This is a genomic window from Aquabacterium sp. (genome assembly GCF_016195855.1).
Taxonomy (GTDB): Bacteria; Pseudomonadota; Gammaproteobacteria; order Burkholderiales; family Burkholderiaceae_C; genus Aquabacterium.
This window is the reverse complement of sequence record NZ_JACPYU010000014.1, coordinates 74,888-98,450: the sequence shown is the minus strand read 5'-3', so window position 1 is coordinate 98,450 and position 23,563 is coordinate 74,888. Positions and strand designations below refer to the sequence as shown.

At 63.6% G+C, this 23,563-nt stretch carries 18 protein-coding genes; 15 read left to right on the top strand and 3 right to left on the bottom strand.

Features of this window, described 5'->3' with window-relative positions:
• Window positions 1–13: 13 nt before the first annotated feature.
• The 10 genes from HY019_RS12150 (at window position 14) to HY019_RS12105 (ending at window position 12,305) form a co-directional block, all read left to right on the top strand.
• A complete protein-coding gene (locus HY019_RS12150) occupies window positions 14–2,152 on the top strand; it encodes an XrtA/PEP-CTERM system-associated ATPase (RefSeq protein ID WP_290692415.1) in 2,139 nt (712 codons plus the stop codon).
• Window positions 2,153–2,229: 77 nt separating this feature from the next.
• A complete protein-coding gene (locus HY019_RS12145; protein ID WP_290692413.1) occupies window positions 2,230–3,315 on the top strand; it encodes a glycosyltransferase family 4 protein in 1,086 nt (361 codons plus the stop codon).
• Window positions 3,316–3,598: 283 nt separating this feature from the next.
• Entirely contained in the window at window positions 3,599–5,008 is a 1,410-nt protein-coding gene (locus HY019_RS12140) for a TIGR03013 family XrtA/PEP-CTERM system glycosyltransferase (RefSeq protein WP_290692411.1), read from the top strand.
• Between the two features lie 127 nt (window positions 5,009–5,135).
• Entirely contained in the window at window positions 5,136–6,170 is a 1,035-nt protein-coding gene (locus HY019_RS12135) for a lysylphosphatidylglycerol synthase transmembrane domain-containing protein (protein ID WP_290692409.1), read from the top strand.
• 34 nt (window positions 6,171–6,204) lie between these two features.
• Window positions 6,205–7,236 carry a glycosyltransferase family 2 protein gene (locus tag HY019_RS12130; protein WP_290692407.1) on the top strand — a complete coding sequence of 344 codons (1,032 nt, stop codon included), beginning with the start codon at window positions 6,205–6,207 and terminating at the stop codon, window positions 7,234–7,236.
• 130 nt (window positions 7,237–7,366) lie between these two features.
• Entirely contained in the window at window positions 7,367–9,061 is a 1,695-nt protein-coding gene (locus tag HY019_RS12125) for a glycosyltransferase family 39 protein (RefSeq protein ID WP_290692405.1), read from the top strand.
• On the top strand, window positions 9,051–9,812 hold the full coding sequence (locus tag HY019_RS12120; protein WP_290692403.1) for a phosphatase PAP2 family protein: 762 nt from the start codon (window positions 9,051–9,053) through the stop codon (window positions 9,810–9,812). The genes HY019_RS12125 and HY019_RS12120 overlap by 11 nt, the downstream gene beginning before the upstream one ends.
• Window positions 9,809–10,930, top strand: a complete 1,122-nt coding sequence (gene nadA, locus HY019_RS12115) for a quinolinate synthase NadA (RefSeq protein WP_290692401.1) — start codon at window positions 9,809–9,811, stop codon at window positions 10,928–10,930. Before HY019_RS12120 ends, nadA begins: the two co-directional genes overlap by 4 nt.
• 57 nt (window positions 10,931–10,987) lie before the next feature.
• The gene (gene nadC / locus HY019_RS12110) at window positions 10,988–11,896 is read left to right on the top strand and encodes a carboxylating nicotinate-nucleotide diphosphorylase (protein WP_290692398.1); all 909 of its coding nucleotides are present in this window, start codon (window positions 10,988–10,990) and stop codon (window positions 11,894–11,896) included.
• A gap of 124 nt (window positions 11,897–12,020) precedes the next feature.
• Entirely contained in the window at window positions 12,021–12,305 is a 285-nt protein-coding gene (locus tag HY019_RS12105) for a late competence development ComFB family protein (protein ID WP_290692396.1), read from the top strand.
• Window positions 12,306–12,404: 99 nt separating this feature from the next.
• Here the strand turns inward: HY019_RS12105 and nadB are convergent, their stop codons facing one another.
• Entirely contained in the window at window positions 12,405–14,039 is a 1,635-nt protein-coding gene (nadB, locus tag HY019_RS12100; RefSeq protein ID WP_290692395.1) for an L-aspartate oxidase, read from the bottom strand.
• 207 nt (window positions 14,040–14,246) lie between these two features.
• Here nadB and HY019_RS12095 point away from each other — a divergent pair, with 207 nt between their 5' ends.
• Window positions 14,247–16,718, top strand: coding sequence for an ATP-binding protein (locus HY019_RS12095; RefSeq protein WP_290692393.1), 2,472 nt, complete (start codon window positions 14,247–14,249; stop codon window positions 16,716–16,718).
• Here HY019_RS12095 and HY019_RS12090 read toward each other — a convergent pair.
• A complete protein-coding gene (locus HY019_RS12090) occupies window positions 16,715–18,220 on the bottom strand; it encodes a glycosyltransferase family 39 protein (protein WP_290692391.1) in 1,506 nt (501 codons plus the stop codon). The two genes, HY019_RS12095 and HY019_RS12090, sit on opposite strands and share 4 nt — an antisense overlap.
• Before the next feature lie 143 nt (window positions 18,221–18,363).
• Here HY019_RS12090 and HY019_RS12085 point away from each other — a divergent pair, with 143 nt between their 5' ends.
• From HY019_RS12085 to HY019_RS12070, 4 genes are read left to right on the top strand one after another with little or no spacing between them, the layout of a single operon-like run.
• Complete coding sequence (locus HY019_RS12085) at window positions 18,364–19,248, top strand: neutral zinc metallopeptidase (protein WP_290692389.1); 885 nt, start codon at window positions 18,364–18,366, stop codon at window positions 19,246–19,248.
• 32 nt (window positions 19,249–19,280) lie between these two features.
• Window positions 19,281–20,258: an NADPH:quinone oxidoreductase family protein gene (locus HY019_RS12080; protein ID WP_290692387.1), complete on the top strand. Its 978-nt coding sequence runs from the start codon at window positions 19,281–19,283 to the stop codon at window positions 20,256–20,258.
• 31 nt (window positions 20,259–20,289) lie between these two features.
• Window positions 20,290–21,144 carry a glutathione-dependent disulfide-bond oxidoreductase gene (gene yghU / locus HY019_RS12075; protein WP_290692385.1) on the top strand — a complete coding sequence of 285 codons (855 nt, stop codon included), beginning with the start codon at window positions 20,290–20,292 and terminating at the stop codon, window positions 21,142–21,144.
• The gene (locus tag HY019_RS12070; protein WP_290692382.1) at window positions 21,141–21,773 is read left to right on the top strand and encodes a glutathione S-transferase; all 633 of its coding nucleotides are present in this window, start codon (window positions 21,141–21,143) and stop codon (window positions 21,771–21,773) included. The genes yghU and HY019_RS12070 overlap by 4 nt, the downstream gene beginning before the upstream one ends.
• An 18-nt stretch (window positions 21,774–21,791) precedes the next feature.
• Here HY019_RS12070 and HY019_RS12065 read toward each other — a convergent pair whose 3' ends face one another.
• On the bottom strand, window positions 21,792–23,537 hold the full coding sequence (locus HY019_RS12065) for a hypothetical protein (protein WP_290692380.1): 1,746 nt from the start codon (window positions 23,535–23,537) through the stop codon (window positions 21,792–21,794).
• Between the last annotated feature and the right edge of the window lie 26 nt (window positions 23,538–23,563).

Here is a 23,563-nt window from a genome sequence, read left to right as displayed (position 1 = left end):
GAAATGACCCAGGATGTATGAGTCCTACTTTGGCCTGACGGGCGCGCCGTTTCTGCTCAACCCGGACCCCAGCTTCTTCTTTGACAGCCGGGGGCACAGCAGCGCCCTGTCCTACCTGAAGTTCGGCCTGTATCAGGCTGAAGGCTTCATCGTGGTCACTGGTGACATCGGCGCTGGCAAGACCACGCTGGTGCGAACGCTGCTGGACGGCATCGACAACGACAAGGTTGTGGCAGCCCAACTGGTGAGCACCCAGCTCGAAGCCGGGGACTTGCTGCGCTCGGCCATCACGGCATTCGGCATCCCTCCCAAGGGCCAGAGCAAGGCGGAACTCATCGCCACGCTGGAGGCCTACCTCACCCTGCTGGCCACGCAGAACAAGCGCGCGGTGCTGATCGTCGACGAGGCGCAGAACCTGAGCCGCGACGCCATCGAAGAGTTGCGCATGCTGTCGAACTTCCAGTTCGGCAACCAGGCGCTGCTGCAGAGCTTTTTGATCGGCCAGCCTGAATTGCGCGACATGCTGCTGTCGCGCAGCCTGGAGCAATTGCGCCAGCGCGTGATCGCGTCCTACCACCTCGGCCCGATGGACCGGGATGAGACACGCCGCTACATCGAGCACCGGCTCAAGAAGGTCGGCTGGCATGACCACCCTCATTTCGATGACGACGCGTTCGACGAGATCTACCAATGGACCTCGGGCATCCCACGCCGCATCAACCTGCTGTGCAATCGCCTGTTGCTGGCCACCTTCCTGGCCGAGGGCAACACCATCACGGCAACGGATGTGGCTCGCATTGCCATGGAGATCCGCGCCGAGATCGGTGAGCCCACCACCTCGCGCACCAGTGACCCCACCCCGAGCGCAGCAGCCCCCGTGCAGGAGCCATTGCGGCCCGTGATGGTGCCCACGCTCACCGACAGCGTGAGCCAGCAGCCCGATGCACCCCGCTTTACCAACGAGTTGCTGCAACCGCGGCCCAGCAGGGGCCCCAAGACGCATGCGTTCCTGCTCGTTGTGGGTTCGCGCACTGGCTGCGTCCGTGCAGCCGCCTTGCAAAAGGCCTTCGCCACGCGCAGCGATCTGCCCACTTTGAAAATGCTGCTGCTGAGTGCACCCGGTCAGTTTGAGCTGAGCGCGGACTGGCAGGAGCACCTGGGCATCCGTGAACCCGACTACACCTTGCGCATGCCGCCTGGCTCCAACGTGGGTCAGTTTGCAGACGCCTTGCGGCAACTCGACAACCTGCTGGCCGAAGTGAACCCTGCTGCGGTGATCGTGCAAGGTGGCGACGACGCAGCACTGGCCGCCTCGCTGGCCGCTCACCGCCAGGGCCTGCCCATCATTCACCTGGAAGCGGGGCTGCGCAGTTTTGATCGCACACGCACTCAGGAGATCAACGCCATGATGTGCGACCACATGGCCGACCTGCTGCTGACGTCCGAGTGGGTGGCGCATGACAACCTGGCCCGAGAAGGCATCCCCGCGGACCGCGTGCAGTTCGTGGGCAACCTGGTGATGGACAGCATCCGCGCCATGCTGCCGCAAGCCTCTCCGCCCAAGTACACGCTCAGGCAGTTTGGCCAGTCGCCGGACATCCTCAAGCACAAGCATGGCTACGCCCTGGTCAACCTGACCGCCAACGGGATTGGCAGCCAGCTGCTGCCGCTGACCGACCTTGTGGCCATCCTCAAATCGATCTGCCGCGATCTGCCCTTGATCTGGGTGACCAGCGAGACCACACGCCAGTTGATCACCCAGAACAACTTGCTGGCCGGTGTCGATTCAAGCAACCTTGCCCTGCTGCCGGTTGTGCCTTACTACAAGATGATTGGCCTGGTGGGCACGGCAGCCTGCATCCTCACGGACTCCTCCACCGTTCAGGAAGAGGCCACCATCATGGGCGTGCCTTGCCTGACGCTGCACAACTACACCGAGCGGCGCATCACGGTGGAACAAGGCACCAACATCGCCGTGGGCTGCAACAGCAGCCTGATCCACCGCGCGATTGCCGAGATCCTGCGCGGTGGTGGCAAGAAGGGTCGCCTGCCCAAGTTCTGGGACGGCATGACGGCCAACCGCGTTGCCGAGCACATGGCGGCATGGTGGAAGCTGCGCGCGCCCAGAGAGTCGCTGGCCACCAGCGCCTGAGACTTCTCAGCCTGCTTCCGTCAAGACGCGCGCCAGGACACGCACGCCCTTCCCTTGCCCCACACACCCGTAGCTTCATGACCGCCACACGACTGCGCATCATCCACACTGTCAGCAGCCTGCAGGGTGGCGGCATGGAGCAATTCGTTCTGAGGCTGGCTGAGTCACAGATCAAGGCGGGGCATGCCGCGTCCATCGTGTCACTCAACGATGGCCCTCTGCTGGAGGTCGCCGCGCAGAAGAACCTGCCAGTCACCCTGATCAACCACGGCCCCATGCTGGCACGCATTGCGCATTGCGCATTGCACTTTGCATGGCAGGCACCAGACATCGTCCATTGTCACAACCCGACCTCGCTGCGCTACGCCACCATCGGCAAACTCACGTCTGGCGGCCGCCTGCTGTTTACCGATCACGCACAGACCAAAGGCATTATCCGAAAGGGCAGCCCTTTCGAATGGAAGCAGGTGGATGCTTATGTAGCGGTGTCAGGAGAAACAGCGACGCACGCAGGTGACATCGGCTACCAAGGCCCCACTGAAGTCATCCACAACGGTGTCGAATTCGCGGCAGCTCACAAATCGCGCGAAGCGGTGCGTGCAGAACTGGGGCTGGACAACCGAGTCGTGGTGGTCAACGTAGCCAGTTTCTACCCAGTCAAAGCGCAGGACGTGTTGGTCAAGGCCGCCGCAGAGTTGAAGAAAACGGGCTTGCCCGTGACCACGATATTCCTTGGGGACGGCGCGGAGCGTGCCAGGGTCGAGCAATTGGCCAGCGATTCAGGACTCGGGCCTCAGGAGGTGCGGTTCCTGGGTTTCAGAAACGATGTTCCGGATATTCTTGCGGCCTCTGATATTTTCGTGCTGCCCTCGCGCGCCGAAGGCCTGCCCATGTCGATCCTGGAGGCCATGTCGCACCGCCTGCCGGTGGTTTGTACGCCGGTGGGAGGCAACCCGGAATTGGTCCTGGACGGCGAACACGGCAAATTGGCGCCCGTGGACGACACCGAAGCCTTGGCCCAGGCCATCGCCCAGCTCGTGTCGGACCCAATTTTGAGGCAACGCCAGGGCGAAGCTGGCTACAAACGGGTCACCCAGGATTTCTCTTTTGAGAGAACCAGCCGCCTGTATGAATCGATTTACCGGCGCATTCTGAAAGACTGACCACGCTGATGACGGGACATTGCGCCAAGCTGCAAGTTCACAAAGTCACATCCGTTACAAATCAGTGCGAAAGATGTATCTGGAATCACCCAAAAGGGTGAATGAAACGTGCGGCAAATTCACGGAATTCGGGTTTGCCCCCCCAGTTCTAGGGTGCCCCCCCTTGAACGCAGGGTTATGCCCAAGCCGCGCTTTGATGACAATCATCCCATTACAAAAACTTACTACTTTGGGTTGGGTTGTCGCACATGTTGCCGCGGCCTGGTCTCCAAGAGAGGCGATCATGTTCCGGGTTTTTCAGCATCACATCTCGATTGCGACATTGGCTGAACTGCTGGCAGACAGCCTGACCAGTTTCCTGGCCATTGTGTTGGGTTCCCTCACCATTGCTCACCTCTACGGCGACGCCAATCTGTCAGTTGGCGTTTCCAGCGCATTGCGCTCGGGTTTGGGCTTTGCGCTTCTGATCCCGCTGCATTGCGGCCTGGTCGGCGTGTACCGCGAGGGCTCCGAGCGCAAAACCGCCCGCGCCAAGCTGGGCCGCGCCGTGCTGGGTTGCCTGCTGGGCGCTCCGATTGCCTACCAACTGGCCGTCAAAACGGTGGTGGACGGCAGCCAGGCCCAGCAGTTGATGGGTTTTGCTGTTGCCTACCTGATGATCGGCCTGCTGATCGTGCGCGGCCTGCTGATGTCCGCCTGGCGCGGCTCGCTGGTGCAGCAACGCGTGCTGATCATCGGCACCGGCCAGGAAGCCCATGCCGTGGCCGCCGACCTGAAATCCCGCCGCCTGCGCAGCCACTCCGTGATCGGCTTCTACCCAGCTGGCGAATCCGTCCTGCCTGCGGAAGACAAGCGCTTCAACATCTTCGCCCGCTCGACCTCGATCGATGACATCGTGCACAAGCACGACATCAACCAGATCATCGTGGCCGTCAAGGAGCAACGTGGCGGCAACGTGCCCATGGACCAACTGCTCACCGCACGCATCCATGGCATCCCCGTGATGGACCTGGCCGCTTTCTACGAGCAGACCACGGGTGAAGTGCCTGTGGACAGCCTCAAGGCCAGCTTCCTGGTCTATGGCCGCGGCTTTGCACAGGATCGCACCCGCATCATCGTCAAGCGCGCCTTCGACGTGGTGACTTCGTCGATCCTGTTGCTGCTGGCCTCGCCCATCATGCTGTTGACCATGTTGGCCATCAAGCTGGAAAGCAATGGCCCGATCATCTACCGTCAGGAACGTGTGGGCCTGGCCGGCAAGAGCTTCATGTGCCTGAAGTTCCGCAGCATGCGCACCGATGCCGAGAAGGATGGCGTGGCGGTCTGGGCCACCAAGAACGATTCGCGCATCACCCGCGTGGGCGCCTTCATCCGCAAGACCCGTATCGACGAGTTGCCTCAGTTGTTCAGCGTGCTGTCGGGTGAGATGAGCATGGTGGGCCCACGCCCCGAGCGCCCCTCCTTCGTGGCGCAACTGAAAGAACAGATCCCGTTCTATGACATCCGTCACAGCGTCAAGCCTGGCGTGACGGGCTGGGCCCAGGTTCGTTATGCCTACGGCGCTTCGGTCGAAGACGCGCTGCACAAGCATCAATACGACCTGTACTACGTGAAGAACAATTCGCTGTTCCTGGACTTGCTGGTGATCTTTGAGACAGTGAGCGTCGTGCTCTTCCGCGAGGGCGCTCACTGAGGCCACAATGCGGCGGCCCTCCCTCGGTGGCGCACCTCTGGTGCGCCACCGTCATTTCAGGGGGTGGTGTTTCAGACCTGCGTCAAGTTGCAGGACAATGTCAGGTTGCCCGCACTAGCACCGCCCCGTGACCGATCAGCCCAGCGCACGCACCACAAACGCCAGCACAGCCCCCGGCAGCTCCTTGATGAAAAAGGCGCTGGCCTGGGGTTTGGGCCTGGGTTTGCTGGCCTGGCTGCTGTCGCGCACCCCTTTTGACCAGGTTGCGCAAGCCTTTCAGCGGCCAGACTGGGCCACCTGGCTGCTCACCCTGGGCGGTTTGCTGATCAGCTACGTGCTTCGGGCGGCACGCCTGCAAGTGGTCTTGAACCTGGAAGGGCATCACAAGGCACCCCACCGCTGGCTGGGCGTGCGCACTGATGCCTTGCGGGTGATCCTGATGCACAACGCGGCCATCAACCTGCTGCCCATGCGCGCGGGCGAGCTCAGCTTCCCCTGGCTGGCTTCGCGCGAGTTGGGCATGCCGGTGGCGCGCGCGGTGGCCTGCCTGCTGTGGATGCGTGTGCAGGACGTGATCGTCCTCGCGTTCCTGGGTCTCTTGTTGTGGCCAGGCCTGCCGCTTTGGGTGCGCATCGCGGGCTTCGCGGGCATGGCCGCTGGCTGGCTGGCCTTGGGGCAGCTGTCGCGCCGCTGGTTCGAGCGCCATGCGGGCGAAACACAAGCCTCCAGCAAGCTGGCCGGCTTGATGCTCAAGCTGCGGCAGGCCCTGCTGGAGCCCGAACACCACCACCCATTGGCCTGGCTGGCCACGCTGGCCAACTGGAGCCTGAAACTCGCCGCTGGCGCTTTCCTGTTGTCTGCCGTCAGCACCGCGCCCTGGCTGACCTCATGGGCTGGCGCTTTGGGTGGAGAATTGGCGGCCATCGTCCCCTTGCAGGGCCCTGCGGGTTTCGGCACGTACGAAGCCGGCGTCTGGGCCGGCATGGCTGCCCATCTTCCCCCACAATCGACGGCCCTGGCCCATGCCGTGAGTGCGGCACTGGCCCTGCACGTCTGTTTCTTGCTGTGCGCTGTCCTGGCGGGCGCACTGGCATCTGTCTTGACCTGGGCCAACAAGCCTCGTCTGCGTCAGGGTACGCCCTCTGCTCGTCTGCCTGATTGAGCGCGGGCGGGTTTGTTTGCTAGAAAGTGAAGTCATGAATGTTGCCGCGACGGCCCAGCCCGTCTCTACCGATGCCGTGCCCAACCACCGTCTGTCCGTGGTGGTGCCGATGTACAACGAGGTCGACAACGTCGAGCCCTTTGTCACGGCCATGCACGAAGCGCTGGGCGACTACCCCTTCGACTGGGAACTCATCATCGTCAATGACGGTAGCCGCGATGGCACCCAGAAGGCGCTGGATGAGCAGGCTCGTTTGCGCGGGCCCCATGTTCGCCCCATCCACTTGTGGCGCAACTTCCGTCAGACGGCGGCCATGCAAGCCGGCATCGATGCCGCACGTGGTGATGTCATCGTGACGCTGGATGGCGACCTGCAGAACGACCCCAAGGACATCCCCAAGCTGGTGGCGCGCCTGCTGCGCGAAGACCTGGACCTGGTGGCGGGCTGGCGTCAGAACCGCCAGGATGGCCTGTGGCTGCGCAAGGTGCCCTCGCGCATTGCCAACCGCCTGATCCGCAAGATCACGCAACTGGAGTTTCAGGATCTGGGTTGCAGCCTGAAGGCCTACCGCGCCAGCGTGCTCAAGCGCGTGAGCCTGTATGGCGAGATGCACCGATTCATCCCCGCGTGGATGGCCACGGTGACATCGCCTGCGCGCATGGCCGAAGAACCGGTGAGCCACCATGCCCGTACACGAGGCGAATCCAAGTACGGCATTTCGCGCACGCTGCGTGTGGTGCTGGACTTGCTGGCGGTGAATTTCTTCTTGCGTTTCTCCGGGCGTCCGGGCCACTTCTTTGGTGGCGTGGGCTTAGGCGTAGGGCTGGTGGGTGGCCTGATCCTGAGTTACCTGGCCGTGCTGAAAATGCTCGGCCAGAACATCGGCGGGCGACCGCTGCTCTGGCTGGGTTTCTTTTGCGTGCTGGGTGGGTTGCAGTTCCTCACCACAGGCGTGCTGGCCGAGTTGCTGATCCGCATTTACTACGACCGTGGCGAAGTGGCGCCGTATCACACCAGTGAAGCGCCCCAGCTGCATGCCGACACCGCATGGCATCAGTCGCATTGACGTTGTTTGTTGTTGTCATTGACCACACACCATGAACCAACCCACAAATGCATTAGTTGTATCCACTGGCGCTGCACCAGTGGCCAAACGCCCATCAGGACAACGCTGGCCCAAGATCTGGGGCCCACGCATGTGGAAGCTGCTGGCACTGGTCGCAGTGCTCTTTGTGTACCGGCTGTGGGTGGTCAAGCACTCGGGCATCTCGCTGTTCTTTGACGAGGCCCAGTATTGGGACTGGTCCAAGCACCTGGCCTGGGGTTATTTCTCCAAGCCACCCTTGATCGCCGGGCTGATCTGGTTGAGCACGGCGCTGTTCGGTTCAGGCGTGCTGGGTGTCAAGGCCATCGTGATGCTGCTCTACCCTGCCACGGCCTTGAGCATGGTCGGGCTGGCGCGCGCGCTGTGGCCAACCAGCAGCGGCGTGCGCACCGGCATGGTGGCCGGCGCCTTGTTCATGACCATCCCCATGGTGGGCCTGATGGGCATGTTCGCCTCGACGGACGCGCCCTTGATCTTGTGCTGGACACTGGCCTCGTGGGCCTTGTGGCGCGCGCAGGTCACCAACCGCATGAGCCACTGGGTGCTGCTGGGCCTGGTGTGTGGCGTGGGCCTGATGGGCAAGTACACCATGGCGGCGTTTGCCTTGACCGCGGTCTGGACCTTGTGGGCCGTGCATGGCCCCGAGCGTGGTGTGTTCCGGCTCGGCCCCTGGGTGGCCGCCGTCATCGCGCTGGCCCTGCTGTCGCCCAACCTGATCTGGAATGCGCAGAACGGCTTCCCGACCATGCAGCACACGGTCGAGCTGACTGCGCAATCCGACCGTTCGGGTGGCATCCTGCCGACGCTGGTGTTCCTGGCCGGACAAGTCCTGATGCTGGGCCCCCTGGCCGTGATCGCAGGCCTTTGGTTGTTCAAGCGCACACCGGCCCCCAACAACCCCAATACCGCCCCGACCAGCCAGTGGGCATCGTCCAGCCAGATGATGCCGCCCAGCCAGTGGAAGAACTCCACCCAGGCCCAGCCATCCAGCCAACCGGGCACCACGGCAGATGGCACGCCCGCCAAACGCCCGGTGGTGCGCAACTCGGCCTACTACCTGGCATCGGTGTCGAGCTACCGCTTCCTGTGGGCCATGAGCCTGCCGCTGCAGATCGTCGCCATCGTGCAGGCGCTGTATGCCGATGCCCACGTGAACTGGGCTGCGCCATCGATGGTGGGCTTCACGCTGCTGATCGCCTCGCGTCTGAGTCAACCGCTGGTGCCCCTGGCCTCGCGTCGCCCGACAGGCTGGCTGGTGGCCGTGCTGGCCACCAACCTGGTGCTGACGTCCATCACCCTGCACCTGCGCGACATCGTCGGGCCGACACTGACCTCCAAGCTGGATGTGCTGGTGCGCATGCGTGGCTGGCAGGAGGCGTTTGCCGATCTGGCCCCCGAGCTGGAAGACCCCATCGTCACCGGCCTGCCGGTGCTGACCGACTCGCGCCTGCTCATCACCGAAGCGGCCTACCACTGGCGCCGCTACAACGTGAAGACGCTGGCATGGAACCCCAAGGGCCTGCGTCAGGACCACTACGAGATGACGCGCAGCCTGCCCAACAAGGTGGGTGCCGATGTGCTGCTGCTGACCAGCAACCCCAAGCCGGACGAGATCACCAAGCGCTTTGCCATCATCCGCCCGCTGAAATCGACCAAGATCGCGGTGGGGCCTGATCGCAACGTTGAAATGCACCTGTTCTTCCTGCGCGGCTTCCTGGGCTATGACCAGAAGAGCTACCTGGAACAAAGTGGTGCGGACAAACCTTATTCGACTGATGGACAGTGAGTTCCGGCGTCGTTCAAGGCGCCATCACGAAGCAGACAACCCGGATGAGCTGGACACCCGGCTGATCTGGGCTGGCCTGTTTTTTTCGCTGGCGATCTTTGCCCAGTTCCCGGGGCTGGACTTGCTGGTGTCCGTGAACTACTACAGCGCCGAGCGCGGCTTCTTTCACCGCGATGACGCCCTGGTGCGTGCGCTGTATGACTGGACGCCCTGGCTGGGCCGCGGCCTGATCGTCGCCCTGGCGCTGTTTGCCTTGCTGGCCCCCTGGATTGCACGCCTGTTCCAGAAGCTGGGCCGCACAGAGCTGGCAAGCCGCAGCACGGGTGCCTGGCGCCACCTGGCCACCGTATCCGTCTGCGCGGCGCTGCTGGGCAATGGACTGGTAGTGGAAGGGCTTTGCAAGGGCCTGATGGGGCGCCCTCGCCCTGTCCAGGTTGAGCAGTTCGGCGGGCAGGAGGTCTACCACGGCCCCTTCAACCCCGGCGATGACACCACCCACCACCGCAGCTTTGTCAGCAGCCACGCGGCAGCCGGTTTCGCCTTGATGAGCCTGGGGCTGACCTGCGGCCCGGTCTGGCGCCGCCGCTGGCTCTTGATCGGCACCGTTGCTGGTGGCATTGTGGGCATGGGCCGCATGATGCAGGGGGGGCACTTCCTCAGCGACATCATCTTTGCCTTCTACGCCATATGGTTATCGTGTGAACTGGTAGCCTGGGCCGACCGACGACGTCTTTCCCGTTCGACATCATGAGTTCCGCCAACACTGTTTCGTACGACTACGACCTGCAGGACGCCACCGGCGCCACCTGCACCGCTCACGCCTGGGCCAAGGTGCCCGCACCCCTGAGCGCCGATGCCAAAGCCGAGATCAAGACGCGCATCAAGACCCTGCTGAAAGAGCGCAACGCCGTGCTGGTGGCCCACTACTACGTGGACGGCGACCTGCAGGACCTGGCGCAGGAAACCGGTGGCTGCGTGTCGGACTCGCTGGAGATGGCGCGCTTTGGCCGTGACCACAGCGCCCAGACCCTGATCGTGGCGGGGGTGAAGTTCATGGGCGAATCGTCCAAGATCCTCAGCCCTGGCAAGCGCGTGCTGATGCCCGACCTGGACGCCACCTGCTCGCTGGACCTGGGCTGCCCTGCCGAAGACTTCATCAAGTTCTGCGACGCGCACCCGGATCGCAAGGTCGTGGTCTATGCCAACACCAGCGCGGCGGTCAAGGCCCGCGCCGACTGGATGGTGACGAGTTCGTGTGCCCTGTCCATCGTCAAGCACCTCAAGGACCAGGGCGAGAAGATCCTGTGGGCGCCAGATCGCCACCTGGGCCGCTACATCCAGAAGGAAACCGGCGCCGACATGCTGATGTGGAACGGCGCCTGCATCGTGCACGACGAGTTCAAGGGCCTGGAGCTGGACCTGCTCAAGAAGGACCACCCCAAAGCCCTGGTGCTGGTGCACCCCGAGTCGCCCGAGAGCGTGGTGGCCCAGGCCGATGTGGTCGGCTCGACCTCGCAGCTGCTCAAGGCCGTGGTCGAGTCCGACGCGCCCGAGTTCATCGTGGCCACCGACAACGGCATCCTGCACCGCATGCGCCAGATGGCACCCAGCAAGGTGCTGATCGAGGCACCGACCGCCGGCAACAGCGCCACCTGCAAGAGCTGCGCACACTGCCCCTGGATGGCCATGAACGGCCTGCAGGGCGTGCTGGACTGCCTGGAAAAAGGCACGGGCGAGATCGCCGTGGATGAAGCCATCCGTGTGAAAGCCCACGGTTGCATCGACCGCATGCTGGACTTCGTCGCGAAGAACCCCGCAGCCATCAGCAAGCCCGCGCAAGGTTTCGTGCCCCATATCGGCGCGGCCTGATCCCCTGATTGCGGCTTGACCGCCCTCCGTTCGACTTCTCCCCGATATCGCTCCACCATGTTCGACCACAACGAGACCCTGCAAGAAGCCCGTGAGCGCAATGTGCGCGATGCCCTGTTCGAGGACGTGGGCGTGTGCGACTGGACGGCGCAACTGGTGCCCGCAGGCCAGCGCGTGAAGTCCCGCCTGATCGTGCGCGAAGAGGCCGTGTTGTGTGGCCGCGAGTGGTTCGAGGCCTGCCTCTTCAAGCTCGACCCGAAAGCCACCATCACCTGGGCCTATGCCGAAGGCGCGCTGATGGCGCCCGACACCGAGGTCTGCCGGATCGAATGCGATGCGCGCGCCATGCTCACGGCCGAGCGCCCCGGCATCAACTTCCTGCAGACCCTGTCGGCGGTGGCCACCCTCACCCACCGCCACATGAAGGCCATTGAAGGTGCTTCGCCCAACCCGCGTGGCTGCGTGGTGCTGGACACCCGCAAGACCCTGCCTGGCCTGCGTCTGGCCCAGAAATACGCGGTGCGCGTCGGTGGTGGCGCCAACCAGCGCCTGGCCCTGTACGACGGCATCCTGATCAAGGAGAACCACATCGCCGCCGCTGGCAGCGTGACAGCTGCCGTGAAGAACGCGCAGGCCCTGGTGGCGGCCCAGCCCTCGCCCCAGCGCGAGCAGATCACCATTCAGGTCGAAGTGGAAAACCTCGCCGAGCTGCGCGAAGCCCTGGCCGCGGGCGCCGTCAGCGTCCTGCTGGACAACTTCGACTACGACATGATGCGTGCGGCCGTGGCCATCAACCAGGAAATGGCCAAGGGCGAGGCGCTGCTGGAAGTGTCTGGCGGTGTCACCCTGGACCAGTTGCGCGACATCGCCGTCACCGGTGTGGACCGCATCTCGATCGGCAAGCTCACCAAGGATGTCAAGGCCGTGGATTTTTCGCTGCGCGTACTGGAGCGCATCGGCGCTTGACCCCTCAGCCAGGCGCCCGGGCGGCGCCAGTCAACAAAGGGGCCAACATGGCCCCTTTTTCACGACACAGGACGCCGCGGCTGGGTGACACTGTCCGGTGTAATCCATCGAGATGGACACTGTCATGCCCACCGATTTCACGACGCTGCACAACTACTACGAAAAGCAGGTGGTCGACCTGGTTCTGGACCAGGCCGCCAAGTACCCCTTGCTCGACAAGGACCACCTGCCCGACGTGGCCTGCGTGGCACTCAACCGCTTGCCGCCACGCTACATCCGCCACCAGGTGGACCTGGCCTTTCACATGACCGAGAAAGAGCGTCAGGACAGCGAGCAGCTGATCCAGGATGCGGTCAAGTTTGCCTATGAGTTCGTGCAGGCCCGCTACGCGATGCGCGCTCGAAGGTAAGCCCACCCCCTACGCGCTTCGCGCGCCCCCTCAAGGGGGCGCCGCTGGTGGACCGGCAAAGCCGGATCCACGGCGGTCGCTGGGTTGGCAGGCGGCCAATCAAGGCAGCCAGGCGTCCTTCTTCTTCGGTTTTTTGCACAGGATGGTCGGGAAGCTGACCGGCAAGGTGCGCGGGTAGTCGCGGCTGAAGTGCAGGCCGCGGCTTTCCTGGCGCGACAGGGCCGAGCGCACGATGAGTTCGGCGCAGTCCACCAGGTTGCGCAACTCCAGCAAGTCGCGGCTCACACGGAAGGCGGCGTAGTAATCGTCGATCTCGCTGCGCAGCAGCTTGATGCGGTGCAAGGCACGCTCCAGGCGGCGCGTGGTGCGCACGATGCCCACGTAGTTCCACATCACCAGGCGCAGCTCGTCCCAGTTGTGGGCGATGACCACTTCCTCGTCGGCATCCGTCACCTGGCTTTCGTCCCAGTCGGGCACCTTGGGCGCCGTCGCGGGGATCTGGCCTTGCACGTCTTCTGCACAGGTGCGGCCCAGCACCACGCACTCCAGCAGCGAGTTGCTGGCCAGGCGGTTGGCGCCATGCAGGCCGGTGTAGGTGGTCTCCCCCACGGCATACAAGCCGGGCAAGTCGGTGCGGCCATGCAGGTCGGTCACCACGCCACCGCAGGTGTAATGCGCTGCGGGCACCACCGGGATCGGTTGCTTGGCGATGTCGATGCCCAAAGACAGGCAACGCGCGTGGATGGTCGGAAAGTGCTCTTTGAGGAAGGCTTCGCCCAGGTGCGTGGCGTCCAGCCAAACGTGGTCGACGCCGTGCTTTTTCATCTCGAAGTCGATGGCGCGGGCCACGATGTCGCGCGGGGCCAGTTCACCCCGTTCGTCGTGGTCTTGCATGAAGCGCGTGCCATCGGGCAGGCGCAGGATACCGCCCTCGCCGCGCAGGGCTTCGGTGATCAGGAAGCTGCGCTCTTGCGGGTGGTACAGGCAGGTGGGGTGGAACTGGATGAACTCCATGTTGCCAACCCGGCAGCCCGCGCGCCAGGCCATGGCGATGCCGTCGCCCGTCGATGTCTCGGGGTTCGTGGTGTAGCGGTAGACCTTGCCGGCACCACCTGTGGCCAGCACGACAGCAGAGGCCGCCAAGGTCTCGACCCGGTGGGTTTCGATGTCCAGGGCGTAGACGCCATGGCAGCGCTGCGAGGCCTGCTGCTCCTGGGTGGACTTCTTGAGGTGGCGGTTGGTGATCAGGTCGATCGCCATCCATTTCTCGCGCAGCTGGATATTGGGGTGGCGCTTGACCTCGGCCAGCAGCACGTCGTGGATGGCCTTGCCGGTGGCGTCCGCCGCGTGCGCAATGCGGCGCACGGCATGGCCGCCCTCGCGGGTCAGGTGCAGGCCCAGGGGGCCATCGGGGTCCGGTGAAAACGGCACGCCACGGCTCACCAGCCATTCAACGGCCTGGGCGCTGTGGCGGGCAATGAATTCGGCGGTGTGCTCGTCCACCAGCCCGGCGCCAGCCTCCTGCGTGTCGCGCACATGCGAGGCAATGCTGTCGTCACTGCCCAGCACGCCGACGATGCCGCCTTGTGCCCAGGCCGTGGCCGCCTCTTCAAGCTGGCGCTTGGCCAGCACGATGACCGGCTGGGTTTCCGCCAGGTGCAACGCCACCGTCAGGCCAGCCAGACCGGCTCCGATGATGACAACAGGCAAGGACGAATCCGACGCAGCAGACATAGATACTCGCGGCCGTGAGGCAAAGGGTAGACGCCGATTCTATCGCCGCGGCTTCCCGCACCTGGATAGTCAAAAACGCCCCCGCGCAAGGCTGGGTATTCCTGATCCATCATTTATTGCAAGCACAGGAAGAAATGGGTTAGCCTGCCTATCGGACCAATTGACCAGCTTGAAACACTCGCCCTAGCCGCTGACATGACGAGCGCAATGCAAGCATCCAGGCAGAACCTCTTTCGGTTCTCGCTGTATGTCTGGCTGACGATAGCCATGTTTGCGGTGGTGGTCGTGAGCTTCGTGGTCTATGTTCGAGCCGAAAAGCGGATTGACCGTGCCAATGAAGTGCGCGTTCAATCGCTGGCCCTGTCCGACGAATTGCGCAGGTCCTCCGATGACCTGACGCGCATGGTGCGCATCTATGTGGCAACAGGCAAGCCCATCTTCAAGCAGCACTATCAGGAAATTCTGGACATCCGAGATGGCAAGGCACCTCGCCCGGTCGACTACCAGAATGTCTACTGGGAGTTGGTCACGCCAGACAACCAACGCCCACGGCCCATGGGGCCGGCCATACCCTTTCTGAAGTTGCTGCAAGAGGCAGGGTGCACCGAAGAAGAATTCGCCAAACTGGCGCAGGCCAAGGCCAATTCAGATGCCCTGGCCCGGACCGAGTTTGCAGCGATGGCCCTGCTTGAATCGAGCCATCCGCCCACAGCGGCGCATCAGGCCAAAGCCCAGGAGATGGTGACCAATGAGGCCTACCAGCAGGCCAAGGCCGAGATCATGCTGCCGATCAGCGAGTTCAACAGCCTGGTGGCCGCACGGACACTGAGGGCTGTCCGGGATGCAGAAGGCCATGCCACCGTCATGCGGGTGGTGTTCATCGTTCTGACCACCATTCCCATGTTGCTGCTGTGGCAGATACGCCAGAGTCTGCAGGCGATTCTGGGGGGGAGCGTGACCGACGTGTTCAAGAGCATCGAGCGCCTGGGGCGTGGCGACTTCTCCAGCGTCATCCCCGTTGCCAAAGGCATGGAGAACAGCGTGCTGGGTTGGCTGTTCACGATGCGGCTGAATCTGGCGCAGCTTTATGCGCAGCGCAAGGACGCCGAGGACGCCGTGCGGCAGTCAGAACAACGCTTCCATCAGGCACTGGATGACATGATGGAAGGCTGCATGCTCATTGGCTTTGACTGGACGATCCTGTATGTCAATGAAGCTGGCGCGCAGTACGCCCAGCGCCAGCGTGCCGAGCTCATGGGGCACAAGCTGATGGCCGTCTTCCCGGGTATCGAGCAGTCGGATGTCTTTGCGCTGTACCGCCAGGTCATGGATGAGCGGACCCCGCTGCGCCAGGAGGTGAGCTTTCAGTTCCCCGATGGCAGCGTCAGGTGGTTCGAGCTGTGCGTGACGCCGACCCAGGAAGGCATCAGCTCCTTGGGGCTGGATATTTCCGAGCGGCGCCAGCTGGCCCAGCGCCAGGAGATCGCGACCGCGCAACTGGAGCGGCAGGTGGCCGAACGCACGGCCGATCTGCAAGCGGCGCTCGATGCGGTGCGCCAGTCCAGCGCGGCCAAGTCGACGTTTCTCTCTGGCATGAGCCATGAGCTTCGCACGCCGATGAACGCGATCCTGGGCTTCTCGCAATTGCTGCAGATGCAGGCCATGCCGGACAGACAGAAGGGCATGGTCACCGAGATCTACCGGGCCGGCCAGCATCTCCTGGCCCTGATCGACGACCTGCTGGACCTGACGCGCGTCGAATCAGGCAAAGTACCCTTGTCGATCACGCCCGTAGCCCTGGCCGATGTGGTCAAGGAAGCCCTGAGCATGGCGCAAGCTCACATCGAGCGCATGGGCATCGAGCTGGTGAACCATTGCGCGCCGCAAGCCTGCGTGCTGGCTGATGCGGTTCGCCTCAGGCAGGTCATCGTGAACCTGTTGACCAACGCCGCGAAGTACAACCGCGAGCATGGGCGGATCACCATCGACACGGCAGTGACCGACAAGCATGGCTTGCGCTTGTCCATCAGCGATACAGGCCAGGGCATCGCGCCAGAACAAATGCCCTTCCTGTTTCGCACCTTCGAACGATTGGGCGCAGAGCGATCGGGCATACAGGGCAGCGGCATCGGGCTGGCGCTGTCCAGGCAGTTGACCGAGTTGATGGGGGGCACGATCGGGGTGTCATCCAAGGTGGGCGAAGGCAGCACCTTCTGGATTGAGTTGCCTCAGGCCCGACCCGGTGCCACCACGGATGGGGCAACTGTGCCGCACCTTGAGGACGCGCACTCAAAAGGACCGCTGGAGGTCCTCTACATCGAGGACAACCCGGCCAACCTCAAGGTCGTCGAGCACATGTTCACCTTGCGTCCTCACTGGCAGCTGTCCACAGCCGAGACCGGTCCTGCCGGGCTGGCACAAGCCCGAAGCAGGCCACCGGATGTCATCTTGCTGGACATCCACCTGCCGGGCATGGATGGCTACGAGGTCCTGCAGGCCTTGCGCTCAGACAGCCGAACCCGGTCCATACCGGTCATCGCCTTGTCGGCCGATGCCATGCCCGAACAGGTGGAGCGTGGGCTGCAAGCGGGTTTTCAGGCCTATCTGGCCAAACCGCTGGATCTGCAGCAACTGCTGGCCACATTGGATGTGCAGGCGGGGCAGACCGTCTACCCTTAGTTGCAGCGGTCCTTGCCACACAGGTGCTGGCAAAACGCACAACCCTTGACCGGCAACCAGGCCGGGAAGTTGTAGTAACGCCGGTTGACCTCGGCCATCACCACGTCCCTGTAGATCCCGTAGTGGAAGTTGACGCCCTCGACCGCGTAGAAGGCGGCGCCATCTTGCTGGAAGGTGAGCAAACGGACCTGATCAAAGTAGGGCCGGTAGTCTTCGACGGACGGTTCGCGCGTGGCCATGACGCGGATGGTCTTGCCCTCGAGTTGGCTGTAGTCCACGATCAGGTCGTCCTGGCGGGCGTGCACGCTGCCCATGCCCAGCACAGGCACATGGACTTTGGCCGCATAGCCAAAGATGGCCGCAGACGAATAGCCATTGGACGCGAGCACCACGCCAGGCGCCCTCACCTGCTGCACCATCTGCTCGCTGCGCGCGGCCTCGACCAGGCGGTGGTAATACCTGAAATGCTGCCATTGGTGCAGGCCCAGCACCGCCAGCGCTACAGAGGCCACCAGGTGCAGGGCCAGGATCACGGCCAGGCCCTTGGCCGTGCGGATCATGGCCTTCTCGTCAGGCAGGGCCAGGGCGATCAGCACGAAGATGAAAGGGTAAAAACCCATCACCCAATGCAGGCCAATGACCTTCTTGGCCGACATCAGCCCGAACAGCAGCAAGGGCACCACGGCCATGCAGGCCAGCAGAGCGTGGCGACGGCTGACCTGCCCCAATGCCTGGCGATGCCGCCAGCCCACCCACAGCAGCACGGGGCTGATCAGGTAGACCATCATGCCCACATAGCTGAGCACCGTGTCCCACGAGGCCACCGCGTCTTCATTGCGGTTGAAGACGTTGAACATGATGTTGGTCCAGCAGTGGTTCAGGTTCCAGGCCACGTTGACCGTCGCCCCCGGCAAGGCGAACAGCACCATGACGAACAAGCCACGCCAGTGAGACCGCGCAAACAGAAGGAAGTAGGCCACGTAGGCCAGGCCCAGCAGCACGGCAAAGTACTTGGACAGGAAGGCAGCGCCCATGAACAGGCCACTGAGCGCATACAGCTTGTGCAGCGCCCAACCCGAGCGGCCTTGTTCGGCAGCCTGCTCGGCGCGCACCATGGCAGCGGCTGACCACGCGGCCCACAAAATCAAGGGTGAATCGGTGGTGATCAGGGCATTGAGCCAATTCACCGGCGCCAGCCAGTACAAGAGCACGGCCCAGGCCGCACGCTCGCGGCTGACGGGCGACCAGGCCCACCACATGGCCCAGCCCACACCCAATGGCAGCAAGGTGGCGGGCAAGCGAACGGCCCAGGCCACATCCCCAAACAGCGGGCGCATGGCGGCAATCCACCAGGCCACCATGGGCGGGTGGTCGTAATAGCCGTAGTCCAGGAAGCGCGCCCACCAGTAGAACAGGGCCTCGTCGCCGGTCAGGGGCAAGGCGGCTGATACCCACAAGCGCCAACCCAGCGAGGCCAAGGCGACCAGCCACAGCCATTTCATAGGCGAGCGCAGTAGCAAAGAAGGGGATTCCGGCGAGGGGGAAGCGGACAGGGCAGACGTCATAAGCCCCGCGATTCTAGGTTCTTGGCGCGCGGCCTAGAATCTGTGCGCGACAAGACACCGGACACCAACGAGGAACCACCATGCGCTGGCAAGGCAACCGAGAAAGCGACAACGTTGAAGACGTGCGTGATGACGCTGGCGGTGGCGGCGGGCCCGGCATGTCCTTCGGGGGGCGCGGCATCGGGCTGGGCTCGGTGGCCATTGCCCTGGTGGCCAGCTACTTCCTGGGCGTGAACCCGATGACGGTGCTCAATTTGCTGGGCGGCGGATCGGGTGGCGTGCCTGCCAGCAACCCGGCCGCTCGCCCACACGCCCCCGCCAACGACGAACAGACCAAGTTCGTGCGCACCGTTCTGGCCGACACCGAAGATGTATGGCATCAGCTATTCAAGGAAGCCGGCGGCGAGTACCGTGACCCCAAGCTGGTGTTGTTCCGTAGCGCCGTGCCGACTGCCTGCGGACGCGGTGAGGCGGCGACCGGCCCCTTCTACTGCCCCGGCGACCAGAAGGTCTACATCGACCTGGACTTCTACGACGTGATGCGCGACCGCCTGGGTGCGCCGGGTGACTTTGCCCAGGCGTATGTCATCGCACATGAAATCGGCCACCATGTGCAGAACCTGGTGGGCACATCGGCCAAGGTCGATGCCATGCGCCAGCGCGTCAGCAAGGTGCAGTACAACGCCCTGAGTGTGCGCCTGGAGTTGCAGGCCGACTGTTATGCCGGTGTGTGGGCCAACCATGCGCAAAAGGCCCGCCAGATCATTGAAGCCGGTGATGTGGAGGAAGCCTTGAACGCGGCCTCGCAAATTGGCGACGACACCTTGCAACGCCATGCCACCGGCCATATCTCCCCCGAGAGCTTCACCCATGGCAGCAGCCAGCAGCGCGTGACTTGGTTCAAACGCGGGATGGACTCGGGTGACATGAACCAGTGCAACACCTTTGCCAAAGACGCCGTCTGATCGGCCACACCAACCATAACGGAGACAACCCCATGCAAGCCTGGACCTGTAGCGAACTGAGCGGCCCCGATGCCCTGACCTGGCAGGAAAGCCCGACACCCGAGCCCGGCAAGGGCGAGGTGCGCATTGCCATCAAGGCAGCCAGCCTGAACTTCCCTGACCTGCTGATCGTGCAGGGCAAGTACCAGATGCGCCCACCCCTGCCCTTTGTGCCCGGCGCCGAATTCGCCGGTGTGGTTGAAGCGGTGGGCGAAGGCGTCAAACACCTGGCCGTGGGCACGCATGTGGCGGGCTTTGCCGGCACGGGTGGTTTCGGCACTCACACGGTGGCGCCGGCTGCCATGCTGATGCCCCTGCCCCCGGCGTTCTCGTTTGAAGATGCCGCGGCCTTCCTGTGCACCTATGGCACCACCTATCACGGTCTGATGGACCGCGCGGCCTTGAAGGCGGGGGAAACCGTGCTGGTGCTGGGTGCCGCAGGTGGCGTGGGCACCGCTGCCATCCAGATTGCCAAGGCTGCTGGTGCCAAGGTGATCGCTGCCGCCTCCACCGACGAGAAGTGCGCGCTGTGCCGCGAACTGGGTGCCGACGCCAGCATCAACTACACCACGCAGAACCTGCGTGACGAGCTCAAGACCCTGACCGAAGGCAAGGGCCCCGATGTGGTCTATGACCCCGTGGGCGGCGACTTGACCGAGCAGGCCTTCCGCTCCATTGCCTGGCGCGGCCGCCACCTGATCATCGGCTTTGCCAATGGCCCCATCCCCGCCCTGCCCCTGAACCTGCCGCTGCTCAAGGGCGCGTCGGTCATGGGCGTGTTCTGGGGAGAGTTCGCCAAACGCGAGCCGCAGAACAACGCTGCCTGCCTGATGCAACTGGCCGCCTGGTACATGGAGGGCAAGATCAAGCCCGTCATCGAGCACAAGCTACCCATGTCGCAACTCAAGGAGGCGTTTGCGCTGATGGGCTCGCGCCAGGTGCGCGGCAAGGTCGTGCTGGTCAACGGCTGATCAACAACAGTTCAAGCACAGGGAGCCGCGCATGAGCGACACATCCAACTACACACCGCCTGCCGTCTGGACCTGGAACAAGGCCAACGGTGGGCAGTTTGCGAGCATCAACCGACCGATCGCGGGCCCAACCCACGACAAGGAACTGCCGGTGGGCAAGCACCCGCTGCAGCTGTACTCGCTGGCCACACCCAATGGCGTCAAGGTCACCGTGATGCTGGAGGAGTTGCTCGCGCTGGGCCACAGCGGCGCGGAGTACGACGCCTGGCTGATCTCGATCAACGAGGGCCAGCAGTTCGGTAGCGGCTTCGTGGCCGTCAACCCCAACTCCAAGATCCCCGCACTGATGGACCACAGTGGTGCCACGCCGGTGCGGGTGTTCGAGTCCGGCGCGATCTTGCTGTACCTGGCAGAAAAGTTCGGCGCCTTTTTGCCCACCACCATGCCCCAGCGGGCCGAGTGCCTGTCCTGGTTGTTCTGGCAGATGGGCAGCGCGCCTTTCCTGGGTGGGGGCTTTGGCCACTTCTATGCCTACGCGCCCATCAAGATCGAGTACGCCATCGACCGCTATGCGATGGAGGTCAAGCGCCAATTGGATGTGCTCAATCGCCGTCTGGCCGAGAGCCCTTACCTGGCGGGTGATGAGTACACGATTGCCGACATCGCTGTCTGGCCGTGGTATGGCGCACTCGTCAAAGGCCAGATCTACGGTGCCGGCGAGTTCCTGCAGGTTCAGGACTACACCCATGTCGTGCGCTGGGCCGACCAGATCGCCCAACGCCCTGCTGCGCAACGCGGCCGCAAGGTCAACCGGACCTGGGGCGAGCCCTCCAGCCAGTTGCCCGAACGCCATGACGCCAGCGACTTCGACAAGCTGCCCACATGATCACGCTCTACGACTGCGCCACGGCGCCCAGCCCGCGTCGCGCCCGCATCCTGCTGGCTGAAAAGGGCATCGTGCACAAGACGGTGCAGGTGGACCTGCGCGCGGGCGAGCAACTTAGCGAGTCCTTCCGCAAGGTGAACCCGCAATGCACAGTGCCTGCCTTGCGCACCGAAGAAGGCCTGATCCTGACGGACAACGCGGCGATCACGGCCTACCTGGAAGCGCGTTACCCGAACCCGCCGCTGCTGGGCGAGACCCCGGCCGAAAAGGCCGAGGTCGCGAGCTGGAACTGGCATGTGGAGTTTGAAGGCCTGCTGGCGATTGCCGAGGCCTTTCGCAACAGCACGCCGGCCATGGCCAACCGCGCACTGCCCGGGCCCGTGAACTACCCGCAGATCCCGGAGCTGGCGCAGCGCGGGCTGGCGCGCGTGCAGCAGTTCTTCGTGGAACTCAACGCGCGCCTGGCTGAGCACGAATTCATCGCCACGGAGCGCTTCAGCGTGGCCGACATCACCGCCGTGGTGGCCGTCGACTTTGCGCGCATCGTCAAGGTCAAGCCCGATGAGCAGCACCCTCACCTGCTGCGCTGGCGGGCATCGATGGCGCAAAGGCCATCGATGTCGCTCTGACCAAGGGCGCACACGCCATCAAGGCAAGGGCTTGAGCTCACGGTACACGTGGCTGACGCTCACCTTGTTGGTGGTGTGGCAGGAGAAGCAGTTGGCACTGGGGTCCGAGGGCGTTGCGCCTTGCGCGAAAGTCTCCATCGTGGCGTTGGCCAGGTGATTGGTGCCCACTTCGTTGCCACCGTTCGGTGCGGCGCCCCCGATGGTCCAGGTCGTGCCCAGCTGGAAGTAGTTGCGCCGCACATCCGCTGGATCCAGCTGTGAAATCACGCTGGCATTGGCAGAGATCACCTGTGTGTTCAGCCCAGCCGCATTGGCTGGGTTGCCACCATCGTTGGAGCCCCATGGCTTGGCCCTCAAGACCGCAGCAGCACTGACCGGCGAGCCGGTGATGGCGCTGCCCGTCCAGCTGTTGCTGGTGGTATTGAACGGCCCGGCCGACCCATTGGGCGTGAACAGCCAGCTACCTGACGTGTTCTGCGCGATGGTCTTCAGCCCCGACGTCGAGTTATAGGCATAAGTGGCATTGGGCGCGTTACCCAGGTGCTCGAAGGTGCCCCAGACCATTTCGCCGTGCCCGTTGGTCGAGCCCACCACATGCAGGCCCAGCATGACCAGCTTCAGCGTGGCCTGCCCATTGGGCACCCAGCTGTTGGGGTTGCTCTTGTCAAAGGTCGGCACCACGGCACTGACTTGAACATAGTCGGCCGGGTTGGCCACCGCACTGGCGTCCATCCAGCTCGACTTGGTCTCGATGGCCAAGGCCGTAGGGTCCTTGATCGCGTGCCCCTTGCCTGCCGCAAATGCCACCACGGGGGCGACATCCGCTGCGGTCATGGGGAAGGCCAGGCCTGTGTTGAAGGGGATCACGCCTGCGCCCTGCATCGAGCGGTGATACGCAAACACGTCATTCACGGCGGTGATGTAGTAGATCAAGGCGCCGTTTTGCGACAGCAGCACGCCGCTGTCAGCCTGACCTGGCTCCACATCAATCACATTGCCGGCAGGGTCAATGAAGATGGGGATCTTGCTGATGATCACCTTGCGCGCCTGGATGGCCTCCTTGAACGCCTTCATGGGCACCACCATGGCCGAATGCTCGGGCGTCAACATGGCCCTCGGGCGGATGGCCGGCGTCAGCTTGAGCAGCTTGGGCTTGATCTGCGCGCCCTTCACATCGAAGAGGGCCAAGGTGCCCTGCTCCGTTTTGCGCGCGACAGCGATCTTGGATGCCAGCAGTGTCTTGCCATTGGCCAACTTGATCACGGGCGGCTTCAGCCCGCGTCGCTCGTGCTGGACCTCCACCACTTGCCCGGTGCGCGACATCACGATCGGCAAACCATGCGGTCCCAGTTCCATGGCACGCAGGAACATGTTGATCGGCAACCTGGGCGAATTCTGGATGAAGGTGCGGCGGCCGCTGCTATCCTCAGGGCTGACCGTGAAAAACTGCGGCGAGAACATGATGTGGCTCCCCCCGCCGTAGCTCGCAGGTGCTGGCGACGTCAACCACAAGTACATCTGCTCGGTCCATTGAAAGAAGCCGCAGTTCGGCGCCAGGATCAAGGTGCTGTCGGCGGGTTTGACCACGCCGTTGAGTGACACAGCACCGCTCTCGAAGAAACTCGCGACGGTCGCAGGCGCAATGGGGCAGCCCCCTGACGCGTCGGTTGGTACCGCCTGGGCACGCGCCATCTGGCTGTACCCCAATGTGGCGGCCAAGGCGCCGCAACAAAGACCACACTGAACTTTAGACATCCACGACATGGTTCTCTCCTGAAGGTTGGATCCAA

What these genes read in the sequence shown, in the direction of transcription:
- yghU (WP_290692385.1), top strand. Translation starts at nt 20,290, where the DNA reads ATGAGCGACACATCCAACTACACACCGCCTGCCGTCTGGACCTGGAAC.
- HY019_RS12105 (WP_290692396.1), top strand. Translation starts at nt 12,021, where the DNA reads ATGCCCACCGATTTCACGACGCTGCACAACTACTACGAAAAGCAGGTG.
- HY019_RS12120 (WP_290692403.1), top strand. Translation starts at nt 9,051, where the DNA reads ATGGACAGTGAGTTCCGGCGTCGTTCAAGGCGCCATCACGAAGCAGAC.
- HY019_RS12065 (WP_290692380.1), bottom strand. Translation starts at nt 23,537, where the DNA reads ATGTCGTGGATGTCTAAAGTTCAGTGTGGTCTTTGTTGCGGCGCCTTG.
- HY019_RS12080 (WP_290692387.1), top strand. Translation starts at nt 19,281, where the DNA reads ATGCAAGCCTGGACCTGTAGCGAACTGAGCGGCCCCGATGCCCTGACC.
- nadA (WP_290692401.1), top strand. Translation starts at nt 9,809, where the DNA reads ATGAGTTCCGCCAACACTGTTTCGTACGACTACGACCTGCAGGACGCC.
- HY019_RS12090 (WP_290692391.1), bottom strand. Translation starts at nt 18,220, where the DNA reads ATGAAATGGCTGTGGCTGGTCGCCTTGGCCTCGCTGGGTTGGCGCTTG.
- HY019_RS12125 (WP_290692405.1), top strand. Translation starts at nt 7,367, where the DNA reads ATGTGGAAGCTGCTGGCACTGGTCGCAGTGCTCTTTGTGTACCGGCTG.
- HY019_RS12070 (WP_290692382.1), top strand. Translation starts at nt 21,141, where the DNA reads ATGATCACGCTCTACGACTGCGCCACGGCGCCCAGCCCGCGTCGCGCC.
- HY019_RS12145 (WP_290692413.1), top strand. Translation starts at nt 2,230, where the DNA reads ATGACCGCCACACGACTGCGCATCATCCACACTGTCAGCAGCCTGCAG.
- nadB (WP_290692395.1), bottom strand. Translation starts at nt 14,039, where the DNA reads ATGTCTGCTGCGTCGGATTCGTCCTTGCCTGTTGTCATCATCGGAGCC.
- nadC (WP_290692398.1), top strand. Translation starts at nt 10,988, where the DNA reads ATGTTCGACCACAACGAGACCCTGCAAGAAGCCCGTGAGCGCAATGTG.
- HY019_RS12150 (WP_290692415.1), top strand. Translation starts at nt 14, where the DNA reads ATGTATGAGTCCTACTTTGGCCTGACGGGCGCGCCGTTTCTGCTCAAC.
- HY019_RS12095 (WP_290692393.1), top strand. Translation starts at nt 14,247, where the DNA reads ATGCAAGCATCCAGGCAGAACCTCTTTCGGTTCTCGCTGTATGTCTGG.
- HY019_RS12140 (WP_290692411.1), top strand. Translation starts at nt 3,599, where the DNA reads ATGTTCCGGGTTTTTCAGCATCACATCTCGATTGCGACATTGGCTGAA.
- HY019_RS12085 (WP_290692389.1), top strand. Translation starts at nt 18,364, where the DNA reads ATGCGCTGGCAAGGCAACCGAGAAAGCGACAACGTTGAAGACGTGCGT.
- HY019_RS12130 (WP_290692407.1), top strand. Translation starts at nt 6,205, where the DNA reads ATGAATGTTGCCGCGACGGCCCAGCCCGTCTCTACCGATGCCGTGCCC.